The following is an 11,086-nucleotide window of genomic DNA, read 5'->3' as shown; positions in this document are numbered from 1 at the left end:
TTAGTTGGGACTCCGCGTCGCGTTGCCTCTTCCGAGTGAGCGGGCGCGCGTTCAAGAAGGGATATTTCAACAGCCTGTTAGAAGCTCATCGTCAACTAATGCCCATGAAGCCAGTGGTTTTGGTAAATGAAACTGCTACGGGCTTTGGTAGCCAAGCTATCGTGCGCGGTAGTGGATCGGGAAGGGGGCGGAGCGACCGCCCCCTTCCCTCGGGTCTCCGTGAGGACGGAGGAAGCGATCTATCGGACCTCTTTGATCCGGTATCTGCCGGGACTATCTCCGAATATTCGAAGTCAGCAATGCCTAATCAATCGGTGGAACTGCTGGCGCGCAAAAGTAGCACTAAATCAGGAATAAGAAAAGCGAAGAGTATCGGGAATGTCGATTGAAAGAGACTCGGGGAACGTGTCTTTCGTAATCTCTGAGCGAGCCCGTCCACGCGTATCACCGACCGGACTCCTGCGCGCGGCTGGCAGTACGCTCGGCAATATCGGATCGGACGAACACGAAGATCTCTGCTTGCGCGTAACAGGCAAGGTCGAACCATCCGCTCGCTGACCTGCCCGCACACCCCGCATTCCTCAATGCTTCTTCAGCACCGGCGTCGTCCGCCGAAAGCCCCTGAACCGCTCGCGCCGATGCTCCTCGTCGAAGTGCGCGCGCGAGGGCTTCACGAGATCGCTGCGCGACACGATGCCGACGAGCCGCAGTGACTGCTTGTCCGCCACGACCGGCAGGCGCTCCAACTCATGCACCGCAAGGCGCGTCGCGGCGAGCCGGCACGGTTCGCCCGGCAGTGCGAAGGCCGGTGCGCCGTGCTTCATGTCCTGCAATGCATCGCCGATGCTCACGTCCGCCTGTTGCACCGAAGACGCCTCGATCAACGTCCCGAGCGACGCCCGGTCCAGCATGCCGACGAGCACGCCGTCGCGCACCACGGGATACGCGCGATGCACCTGCTGCGGCCCGAAATGCTTCGCCAGCGCGTCGCTCAGAGGCGTGGCGGCGTCGATCGTCAGCACGTCGCGGGTCATGACTTCATCGACGTGATGGCGCTCAAGCGGATCCACGCCGTATTCGCGATAAATGTGATACCCGCGTCGCGCGATTTTCTCGGTCATGATCGAGCGCTTCATCACGACGGTCGCGAAGCCATGCGCGACGAGCGTCGCGGCGAGCAGCGGCAGCATCGCGTTCGCATCGTGCGTGAGGCCGAAGGCGAAGACGATCGCGGTGAGCGGCGCGCCCAGCGTCGCGCCGAGCGTCGCGGCCATGCACACGAGCGGCCAGAGCGCGGTGTCGTGGCCGGGTAGAATCGCGCCGAGCGCGGTGCCGAGCCCCGCGCCGAGCATCAAAAGCGGTGCGAGCACGCCGCCCGACGTGCCCGAGGCGAGCGCGACGACCCAGATGACCGCCTTCACGGCGAGAATCGACAGCGCCACCTGAATTGCGATGTGCTGATGCAGCAGATCGCCGATCACGTCATAGCCGACGCCGAGCGCGCGCGGCTCGATGTATCCGCCGATGCCGACGAACACCGCGCCGATCGCGGGCCACCACATCCAGTGGATCGGCAGCTTGTGAAACAGGTCTTCAAGCTTGTAGAGCGCGGCCGACAACCCCGACGCCAGCGCGCCCGACAACAGCCCCGCCACGAGGCAAGACAGCAGCGAAATCATGTGCGGCGGCTGCGTTTCGAGCGGAAAGAGCGCGCCGGTGCCGAACACGGCCGCGCGCGCGAAACCCGCCACCGCGCAGGCGAGCGCGACCGGCAGAAAGCTGCGCGGCCGCCATTCGAACAGCAGCAGTTCGACCGCGAGCAACACCGCCGCGACCGGCGTGCCGAACACGGCCGTCATGCCCGCCGCCGCGCCCGCGACGAGCAGCGTCTTGCGCTCGGCGGCCGTCACGTCGATACATTGCGCGATGAGCGAGCCGAGCGCGCCGCCCGTCATGATGATCGGGCCTTCCGCGCCGAACGGACCGCCGCTGCCGATCACGATCCCCGACGACAACGGCTTCAGAATCGCGACCTTGGGCGACATGCGGCTCTTGCCGAACAGAATTGCCTCGATGGCTTCCGGAATACCGTGGCCGCGAATCTTGTCCGAGCCGAAGCGCGCCATCAAGCCGACGATTAGACCGCCGATCACGGGAATGACGATGACCCAGCGCCCGAGCGTGTTTAGCGCGGGCGAGGTGTCCTCGAAGGAGAAAGTGCCGAAGAAGAACAGGTTCGTGAAGAGATGGATGAGCCGGAGGAGCAAGACGGCCGCGAGCGTGGCGATCGCGCCGATGATGGCGGCGAGCCCGCATATCTTCAGCAACCGGTCGTTGACCGAAAAGTCGCGTTTGTGATGGTCCATGAATGGTGCTCCAGGAGATTCAGAGATCGATTTGCGGCACGCGAAACGCGCCTTCGAGAGACTTGATTTCCGCGCGATGCAGCGCGGCGAGGCGCGCGAGCACTTCTTCGCCGCGCGCTTCCAGATGCACCCGCACCTGACGGCGATCCTCGTTGCTCGGCGCGCGGCGCACGAGCCCGGCCACCTCGCAGCGCGTGACCAGCGCCACGACGCCGTGATGATGCGATTGCAGCCGCTCGGCGAGTTCGCCGACGGTCGCCCAGTCGCGCTCCGGATAGCCCTTGATGTGCAAGAGCAGCAGATACTGCAGCGGCGTGATGCCTTCGTCCTGCGCGGCGCGCTCGGAGAAGCGCTCGAAGCGCCGCATCTGATAGCGGAATTCGGACAACTGTTCGAAGTCCGGCTTGGTGAGATTGCGCGAGTCGTTCATCGGATTTCAGTCGGCGCGAGGCGGTTCGGAGGGGGCGGGCGGTTCAGGCGCTCTTCTGCTCGCCCGCGAAAGATTGCCGATACAGGCCGGAGATCAGGTCGGTTTCGGTGATCATGCCGGCAAGCTGATCGTGCGCGCCGACCACCGGAATGTGGTGATGCCCGAAGTGCGCGAACATGGGCACCAGCTCGGCGATGGCGGTGTTCGTCTTCACCGTGCAGACGTCGGTCGTCATCAGCGAGGCGACGAGCCGCGGCGTCGTCGAAGGGCCGCGCATCAGCCGCTCGATCGCGTGCTTCACGGTCTCCACGATGCCGCCACCGCGCACCGGCGCGAGGTCCGCGCGCGTGACGATGCCGCACACGCGTCGCGTCGCGTCGATCACCGGCAGCGCCTTCACGCGATGCCTGTCGAGGAGCGCGAGCGCCGCCTGCGCGCTCGTGTCGGGCGTCACCGAAACGATCGTGCGCGACATGATATCCGCACACGTGAACTCCGTGAAACGGCGCGCATAGGCCTGCATCTGCGTCTCGCGCAGGAGCGCTTCGAGATCGTCCGGATCGATGTCGAGCATTTCGCTGCGGCGCGAGAGCACGGCCTGGAGATCCGCGCGCGTGAACGAGGCGGCGTCCGGCGGCGCGTTCGCGGGTTTCGGCGCAGCGTGGCCGTGCGGATAGCGGTGCCCCGTGAGCGCGTGAAACACGATCGCGGATGCAAGCAGCGCCGCCGACTGGATCGCCACCGGCGCGATCACGAAGCCGTAGCCGAGCGCGTGCACCGACGGTCCGCCGAGCACGGCGGTCAGCGCCACCGCGCCCGAAGGCGGATGCACGCAGCGCAGCGCGAACATCGCGCAGATCGCGAGACACGCGGCGAGCGCGGCGGCGTCGACGGGATCGTGCACGAGCATCGCGCAAGTGACACCGACCGTCGCCGACACGATGTTCCCGCCGACGATCGACCACGGCTGCGCGAGCGGACTTGCGGGCACGGCGAAGAGCAGCACGGCGGAGGCGCCCATCGGCGCGATGAGATACGGAATCGCCGATGCGTCGCCGATCATCAGATGCGCGAGCCCGCCCGTCAGCGCAATGCCGACGAGCGCGCCGAGACCGGCGCGCAAACGCTCGGTCCAGCGCAGCGTGACGGGAGCGGGAAGGAAGCCTTGCAACCAGCGAAGCAATGCGATACGCGACACTTTTTCAGCGTTCCGGGAAGAGTCAGTGGAGGGTCACACCGGCTGGCCGGATCGATAGCGCGAAAGCAAGCGTGCGACAATCATCAAATTATATCGCAATATGATACAAATTGTCGCGCGCTTCGATTCGTCGCGACTGAACGGGCGTGCGCAGCCGCGATGTCCTCCTGTACGATGGGTTTTCCCTCGCGCGGCGCGGACACTTCGACATGGCTCGGCGCAACATTTCCCGGATGGCGTGCTTGATCGCGTGCGCGTGGTCGTGCGCGGCGGCCGCGACGGACGACGACCCCTCGATCATCGTCAGCGACGTTCACGAGTTCGTCGTCGCGAACGACGGCTCGCTCACCGAAGACGACACCGCCGTGCTGCGCGCGAACACGTCGGCGGGCGTGGACGAAATCGCGCAGCGCTACGTCTGGTACGACAAGAGCGTGTCGGAGGTGGCTATCGTCGAGGCGTATTCGATCGATGCGAACGGTGCGCGCCACGACGTCTCGCCGGATCAGATCCGCGATATTCAGGAGCCGCGCTCGGCGGGCGCGCCCACGTTTCAGGACGCGAAGCTGCGCGCGGTGATTTTTCCGGCGGTGGGCGTCGGCTCGACGGTGCATCTGCGTTTTCGCAAGAGCCAGGCAGCGGCGGTGATTCCCGGCCAGTTCAACTATTACGTCGATCCGGGGCAGCGGCCCGTCGCGCAGCAGACGCTCGTCTTCGATCTGCCCGCCGGCAAGCCGCTCTATGCCGATGCGCGCGGCTATGTCGCCGAGCCGCCCGTCACGGCAAACGGGCGCACGCGTTACGCGTTCACTTACCGGCATGATCGTTACGCGCGCATCGAAAGCGGTTCGGTGGGCTACGCGCAGTACGGCGACCGCCTGCTGGTCACGACCTTCCCCGATTACGCCAGTTTCGCGAAGGCCTATCGCGACGCGGCCGCCGACCCGGGCGCGACCGATCCGGCGATCCGCTCGCTCGCGCTATCGCTCACGCAAAACGACGCCGACGACCGCGCGAAAGCCAAAACGCTCTACGACTGGGTGCGTCACCACATCCGCTATGTCGCGATGTTCATCGGTCAGAGTCCCGCCGTTCCGCATCGCGTGACGGAGGTGCTCGCGAACCGCTACGGCGATTGCAAGGATCACGTCGCGCTGTTCGGCGCGCTGCTCGATGCCGTGGGCATTCGCAACGAGCCCGCGCTGATCGGCCTCGGCTCGGTCTATACGCTGCCGTCGGTGCCGGGTTACGGATCGGGCGCGATCAATCACATCGTCACGTGGCTGCCGGACCTGAACGTGTACGCGGACAGCACGGCGGCGAGCGTGGAGTTCGGCTTTCTGCCACTCGCCGACATGGACCGGCCCGCGCTGCTCGTGAACACGGGCGCGCTCGCCCGCACGCCCGCGACGCAGCCGCTCGCGCGCACGGCGCGTTTGCAGATCGAGGTTGCGGACAAAGGCGAGGCGAGCTTTGCCTATTGGGTCGAGGACGCGGGATGGAGCGCGGAGATCGAGCGCATTAACCTGCGTCTCGCGAATGCGCAACGGCGCGACCAGATCGCGGCGGAGCGGCTGCGCTTCACGAATCTACGCGGCGCGGGGGCGCTGACGACGAGCAATGTCGATGCAACCGGCGGCCCGTTCGCGACGACCCTGCGTGGCACGCTCGACGACGTCGTCTGGCCGACCGGCACGACGGCGCTGCCCGCGCTGTCGAGTCTCTCGGGCGGTATCGCGACGACGACGCGCAACTGGCTCGCGGAGCGCACGCGCACGCAGCCGTATTTGTGCATTGGCGGCATGTTCGACGAGGTCGCGCAGATCGCGTTGCCGAAGACGACGCACGTGGCCGAAGTGCCCGCCGATCTCGATCTGACGAGCGATGTCTTCCGTTACCGCTCGCGCTATCTCTTCGATCCGTCGTCGAACGTGATTCAGATTTCGCGCACGCTGGACGCGCGTTTCGGCAAGCAGGTCTGCACGCCCGACGATTTTCAGGCGGCGCTTCCCGCGCTGAAAAAGATCGAACGGGACACGCAGGCGCAGATCATCCTGAAAGCGGCGGGCCCGTAAACCTCACTCGTCACTCCATATCCCGCGCGACGCGAAAGCCGTTCTGCGACTGCCGCACGCTCGAACTGTATTTGAAGCGCGTCGCCGACTGCATGTAGGCCGCGCCTTCGCGCCACGAGCCGCCGCGAATCACGCGCACGCTGCACGAGGGATCGTCCCAGGCGCGGCCGTCGGCGGGCGCGTTCTTGTACGAGCCGTGCCAGCAGTCGGCGACCCATTCCCAGACGCTGCCGTTCATGTCGTAGAGACCGTATGGATTCGGGGCGAACGATCCGACCGGCGCCGGCGCTTCGGGCTTGTACGGATCGCCGCAATCCTTGCAGTCGGCGGTGCCTTTCTTCATCTGATCGCCCCACCAGTACGTCGATTGCGTGCCGCCGCGCGCGGCGTATTCCCATTCTGCTTCCGTGGGCAGGCGATACGGCTTGCCGCCCACCTTGCTCAGCCATTTGACATAGACCTGCGCGTCGTCCCAGCTCACGTTGCGCATCGGCGCGTTGCCGGGCGCGGGCGTCGATTCGCCCTCGGGCGCGACGCGCGTGCATGCGCCCGCATCGGCGCAGGCGTTCCATTGCTCGACCGTGACTTCATATTTGCCGATGGCGAACGCGCGCCCGACTGACACGCGATGCGGCGGTTTCTCCGCGGGATCGTCGTTGTTGCTGCCCATCGTGAAGCTGCCGGCCGCGAGCGGGATCAACACGGGGCACGCCGGGCAATCCTTGATCTCGCTGCCGCTCGCCGCTTTTGCTGCGGGCTTGGTGGTGATGGCGGCGGGCGGTGCCACGGCCGCCGCCGCAGCGGGCGCGGGCGGTATGACCGGGCGCGGCTTCTCCGGCGCCGCTGCCGTAGCGGGCGCGGAAGGCGGCGGCTTCGGCGACGGCGCGGCGGGCGCGGCCGTCGCGGCTGGTGGTGCGGATGCGGCCGGCTTCGCATTTCCCGCCGCGCGCAGACGCTCGATGCGCGCCTTGGCGAGCGCCGCGAAACGGCCGTTCGGATACGCCTTCAGATACGCTTCGTAATCGCTCGGAAACGTGCTGTCCTTGATCGATTCCCAGAACGTCAGTTCGTATTGTTCGTTGCTGTCTTTCGGGAGGATGCCGCGTGTGCGGACGGCGTTGGCGGATTCGGCAGGACTGATGGCGTTCGCGTCCGCCCAATGCACATTCGCTGCATCGGCGATAGTAAAGCCGCGATCGAGCGTCGACGCGATCCACGGCCGCTGGGCGCCGCTCGATGCCCGCGCGACATCCGACGCAGCCTTCACGAACGCCGAGGACGTCACCGACGATCGCGCACCCAGCGCGCGCAGCAACGCCGCCGTATAGCGACCGTTGCGCTCGTCTTCGGATGCGGCCTCGCCCGGCGCGGCCGCATACGCGACGAGCGTGCGCGGCGGCAGCGTCAACGTGCGCGCGTGAGTTTTCTCGAAGGGATCGTTCAGACACATGTCGAGCACGACGATGTTCGCCGCGCCCGGCCGCGCCCGCGTGATGCGTTCGACGATGTCCTGCGCGGAAATTGTGTCGCGCACGAGCGTCGCGGGCCGTCGCTCGCGCGCGTCGAGCGGCACAAGCCGCGCATCGCCGCCGGCCTGCAATCCGTGGCCGGCGAAATAGACGAGCGCCGTGTCGTTCGGGCCGAGGCGCATGGCGAATGCATCGAGCGCTTGCCGCATCGCGGCTTCATCGAGATTCGTGCGGCGCGTGACGTCGAAGCCGAGCGAGTCGAGCGCGGCGCTCATGTCATCCGCGTCGCGCGATGCGCTCGCGAGCGGACGATCGACATAGTCGGCATTGCCGATCACGAGAGCGAGATGTCGGGGCGCGGGTGCGATCGTCGCGATCGTCGCGATCGTCGCGATCGAGGAAGAGGGCGGCGCCGTGACCGGTGCCGCGCTCGCTGGCGCGAGCGTCTGGCCGATCGTCAGAACCACGCCCGCGATAAGAAGAGTTCGCCACATATTCACACCCTGTCCGTCCGGCTTTGAGTGGAGGGCATCGTGTTGCAATTGCGCGCGATGCCGAGGCTTTGGGGCGAGGTCTGCGCCCTCTGTATCCAGCACCAACAACGATAGCACGCACTCACGCGACGCTTGAATCCCCTGAAAGAAGGGATCCGTCATGAGGGCCGGGCGACCCTCGTGTGACCGTATCTTTTTTAAGCGTTACGTCCTAATCTAAAAACCAACGACGCTGTATCGCGTAACCCGTATCACGCTCCGAGCACGAGCGTTCGCGCGTGTGAGGATCGATTTCCCGGGCCCATCCACGAGGCCTTTCAACGAGAGAGGCGTGCATAACATGCTGAGAAGAACCGTGCTTGGCGCGCTGGCTTCCCTGGCCGCACTGGCCGCCGATTCGTCGTTCTCCGCCGCGCGTGCCCGCACGCCCGCGCCCGCGAACGCCGAGGCGTACATCATCTGGCCGCCGGACGGCGCCGTGATCACGGGCGGCAAGCTCTGGGTGCGCATGGGCTTGCGCAACATGGGCGTCTGTCCGAAGGGCGTCGATCTGCCGAACGTGGGGCATCACCATCTGATGGTCGATACCGATCTGCCGCCGCTCGATCAGGAGATACCGTCCGATCGCAATCACCTGCATTACGGCGCGGGCGAAACCGATGCGCGCCTCGAATTGCCGCCGGGCAAGCACACCTTGCAGTTGCTGATGGGCGACTACAACCACATTCCGCACGACCCGCCGGTGTATTCGAAGAAGATCACGATCACGGTGAAATGAGCTGTGCACTTGCCGAGGGCACATGACATGAAAAAACGATCCGCTGATGCGCTCGCGCTGCCGCGTTCGCTCCTCGTCGCCGCCACGCTCGCGACGGCGTTCGCCGCGCCTCTTGCGCTCGCCGGGACGACGCCCGCGCCCGCCAACGCTTATGCGTATATCGGCTATCCGAACGATGGTCAGACCGTGCCCGCGGGCAAGCCGTTCAAGGTCTGGTTCGGGCTGCGCTTCATGGGCGTCGCGCCGCGCGGCGTGAAGTTTCCGAACACGGGGCATCATCATTTGCTGATCGACGTGGACTTGCCGCCGATGGATCAGGAGATTCCATCGGATCGCAATCATCTGCATTACGGCGCCGGCGAAACCGAAGCGCTGATCGAGCTGCCGCCGGGCAAGCACACGCTTCAGCTTCTGATGGGCGATGACAAGCACATACCGCATAACCCGCCCGTCTATTCAAGAAAGATCACGATCTACGTCAAGTGAGTCCGCGCGCCGCATGAGGCTTTGAGCGGCGCCTTTTCCGGTTTCTTACCGAGGTGGAATCCGCGCGCGTATCGCGGAGGGACGCGTTCGTGCGTGCGGACCGAGGCGGTGTCGTTTGGAAACCGACAGCGATGATGGGATGTGTTGGGCAAGCAGCATCATCGAGAGGCGCGAGCGCAACTGGCGCGAATCGGCACAAGCCATACGCATCAACGCATCTAGCGAAAAACAGCTGGTATGCGACGTGATTGGCACAGCCTATGCATTGAATGGTCGCGAGCGGACAAGTTGCTCGGAGCTACCACCGAATGCGCGACGCGCACCCAAGGAGAGCGGAAATGAAGACGCTGACGATCAAGGATCTGCCTGTCACCGAAGAACTCGACAACCGCGCGATGTCCGCGGTGCGCGGTGGCTATGCGGTCCTGTTCCCCGGCTACATCTCGATGAACGGGGCGACGCTCTCGATGCCGTTCAATCCGCAGCAGATCATCAATCAGACGCAGACCACGTTCAATCAGAACGGCAGCAACATCGCGTTCGCCGAAGCGCTGAAGTCGCAGTCCACGGTCACGCCGACGCAGAACGCGAAGAACATCGCCAACGTGAATTTTGGCGTGGCGGGCGATCTCGCGTAAAGCTGAAACGGCTGAAACGCCGCGAGGAATGAACCGGATCTCGATGCGGTAAGCATCAAGGTAGTCAGCAGTAAAGGCGGGGCACGGGGAGCTTCGCCGCAACAACGCCCGCAGCATCGGGCGTAGTGGTTCGAGCGCGGGTCGCATCCGTCGCCGGACCGCGTCACGAAAACGCGCGACGTGCCATAGAGCACGCGCGCGCCACGTGACTTAACCCGTATGGAGTCCCGGCGCGCCGTGTGATTTACTTGAATAACCGAACGGCCGGCGCCGCGCTTCTCACCCTTGAAACTGACCGTCGGTGCGCGTTCACCGGGAGCGAGATCGTGCGAGCCTTGTTGCCATCGTTGCGTCTGACCATCGGGCGCGAGTGGGCCGTCGTGCCAGGGCTGATTGCCGCCGCGCTGCTTTCGGGCTGCCTCGACGTAACGCCGCCGACGTATCAGCGGCCCGACACGCCCGGGAAAGCCGCCTTCACGAAGACCGACACAGCGAAGGTCGCCGCGTCCGACACGATTCGCCCCGACTGGTGGAAGCAGTTCAACGACCCGTATCTCGACTCGCTGGTGGAGAAGGCCATCAACGGCAACTTCGACATCAAGGTGCTGGCCGCGCGCATCCAGGTGGCGGGCGCGCAGATCGGCGAGGCGCGCGCGGGCGCGTTGCCGTCGATGGATCTCGGCGCGGGCGCGAGCTTCGAGAAGACGACCGGTCAGAAGTTTTCGAAGCAGTACAACCTGGCGACGCAAGTGAGCTGGGACATCGATATCTGGGGATCGGTCGAGAAGGGCGTGCAGGCGCAGAAGGCCGAATTCCGCGCGACCGAGGCCGACTGGCGCGCGGGCTATCTCGAACTCGTCGCGCTCGTTTCGACGACGTACTTCCAGATTCTCCAGTTCGACGATCAGATCAATCAGCAGAAGCAGACCATCGCGACGAACCAGCAGATCCTGACCATCTTCGAGGGCATGCAGAAGAACGGCCTCGTGCCGAAGACGCAGGTGCTCACGCAGCGCGCGGAACTCAATCGGCTGACGCGCGAGTTGCTGGAGCTGCGCCGCTCGCGCGACCTCGCGAACAATGCGCTTTCCACGCTGATCGGCGTGCCGGCGGGCGAGTTCACGATGCCCGACGGCAAACTGCAAAAACGCG

10 protein-coding genes are annotated in these 11,086 nt (G+C 65.4%); 6 read left to right on the top strand and 4 right to left on the bottom strand.

Features of this window, described 5'->3' with window-relative positions; all coding sequences use genetic code 11:
• A partial coding sequence (locus AWB82_RS38740) for a hypothetical protein (protein ID WP_235023581.1) occupies nucleotides 1–389 on the top strand: 389 nt, incomplete at its 5' end.
• A 192-nt stretch (nucleotides 390–581) separates the two neighbouring features.
• On the opposite strand, the gene AWB82_RS35420 is transcribed toward AWB82_RS38740, so the two are convergent.
• Genes AWB82_RS35420 through AWB82_RS35410 form a run of 3 tightly spaced genes read right to left on the bottom strand, consistent with a single transcriptional unit; the run spans nucleotide 582 to nucleotide 3,994 of the window.
• Nucleotides 582–2,366: a chloride channel protein gene (locus tag AWB82_RS35420; RefSeq protein WP_086973920.1), complete on the bottom strand. Its 1,785-nt coding sequence runs from the start codon at nucleotides 2,364–2,366 to the stop codon at nucleotides 582–584.
• Nucleotides 2,367–2,385: 19 nt separating this feature from the next.
• Nucleotides 2,386–2,796, bottom strand: coding sequence for a MarR family winged helix-turn-helix transcriptional regulator (locus AWB82_RS35415; protein WP_086973919.1), 411 nt, complete (start codon nucleotides 2,794–2,796; stop codon nucleotides 2,386–2,388).
• 43 nt (nucleotides 2,797–2,839) lie between these two features.
• Entirely contained in the window at nucleotides 2,840–3,994 is a 1,155-nt protein-coding gene (locus tag AWB82_RS35410) for an HPP family protein (RefSeq protein WP_086973918.1), read from the bottom strand.
• A 209-nt stretch (nucleotides 3,995–4,203) separates the two neighbouring features.
• Here AWB82_RS35410 and AWB82_RS35405 point away from each other — a divergent pair, with 209 nt between their 5' ends.
• Entirely contained in the window at nucleotides 4,204–6,069 is a 1,866-nt protein-coding gene (locus AWB82_RS35405) for a DUF3857 domain-containing transglutaminase family protein (RefSeq protein ID WP_235023580.1), read from the top strand.
• Nucleotides 6,070–6,079: 10 nt separating this feature from the next.
• Here the strand turns inward: AWB82_RS35405 and AWB82_RS35400 are convergent, their stop codons facing one another.
• Entirely contained in the window at nucleotides 6,080–8,032 is a 1,953-nt protein-coding gene (locus tag AWB82_RS35400) for an SUMF1/EgtB/PvdO family nonheme iron enzyme (RefSeq protein WP_086973916.1), read from the bottom strand.
• A gap of 340 nt (nucleotides 8,033–8,372) precedes the next feature.
• Between AWB82_RS35400 and AWB82_RS35395 the strand changes: the two genes are divergently transcribed.
• From AWB82_RS35395 to AWB82_RS35380, 4 genes are all read left to right on the top strand, one after another.
• Nucleotides 8,373–8,810 carry a DUF4399 domain-containing protein gene (locus tag AWB82_RS35395; protein WP_086973915.1) on the top strand — a complete coding sequence of 146 codons (438 nt, stop codon included), beginning with the start codon at nucleotides 8,373–8,375 and terminating at the stop codon, nucleotides 8,808–8,810.
• Between the two features lie 27 nt (nucleotides 8,811–8,837).
• A complete protein-coding gene (locus AWB82_RS35390; RefSeq protein WP_235023579.1) occupies nucleotides 8,838–9,296 on the top strand; it encodes a DUF4399 domain-containing protein in 459 nt (152 codons plus the stop codon).
• Nucleotides 9,297–9,634: 338 nt separating this feature from the next.
• The gene (locus tag AWB82_RS35385) at nucleotides 9,635–9,934 is read left to right on the top strand and encodes a hypothetical protein (RefSeq protein WP_086973914.1); all 300 of its coding nucleotides are present in this window, start codon (nucleotides 9,635–9,637) and stop codon (nucleotides 9,932–9,934) included.
• Nucleotides 9,935–10,287: 353 nt separating this feature from the next.
• On the top strand, nucleotides 10,288–11,086 hold a 799-nt coding region (locus AWB82_RS35380; protein WP_235023582.1), incomplete at its 3' end, for a TolC family protein.

The sequence above is a fragment of the Caballeronia glebae genome (genome assembly GCF_001545035.1).
Classification (GTDB): Bacteria; Pseudomonadota; Gammaproteobacteria; order Burkholderiales; family Burkholderiaceae; genus Caballeronia; species Caballeronia glebae.
Note: the sequence above shows the minus strand (reverse complement) of the source record. Positions and strands in the feature narration are given on the sequence as shown.

Excerpts from the sequence above, each read along its gene's own strand:
- AWB82_RS35420 (WP_086973920.1), bottom strand. The coding sequence starts at position 2,366 with ATGGACCATCACAAACGCGACTTTTCGGTCAACGACCGGTTGCTGAAG.
- AWB82_RS35415 (WP_086973919.1), bottom strand. The coding sequence starts at position 2,796 with ATGAACGACTCGCGCAATCTCACCAAGCCGGACTTCGAACAGTTGTCC.
- AWB82_RS35405 (WP_235023580.1), top strand. The coding sequence starts at position 4,204 with ATGGCTCGGCGCAACATTTCCCGGATGGCGTGCTTGATCGCGTGCGCG.
- AWB82_RS35400 (WP_086973916.1), bottom strand. The coding sequence starts at position 8,032 with ATGTGGCGAACTCTTCTTATCGCGGGCGTGGTTCTGACGATCGGCCAG.
- AWB82_RS35395 (WP_086973915.1), top strand. The coding sequence starts at position 8,373 with ATGCTGAGAAGAACCGTGCTTGGCGCGCTGGCTTCCCTGGCCGCACTG.
- AWB82_RS35390 (WP_235023579.1), top strand. The coding sequence starts at position 8,838 with ATGAAAAAACGATCCGCTGATGCGCTCGCGCTGCCGCGTTCGCTCCTC.
- AWB82_RS35385 (WP_086973914.1), top strand. The coding sequence starts at position 9,635 with ATGAAGACGCTGACGATCAAGGATCTGCCTGTCACCGAAGAACTCGAC.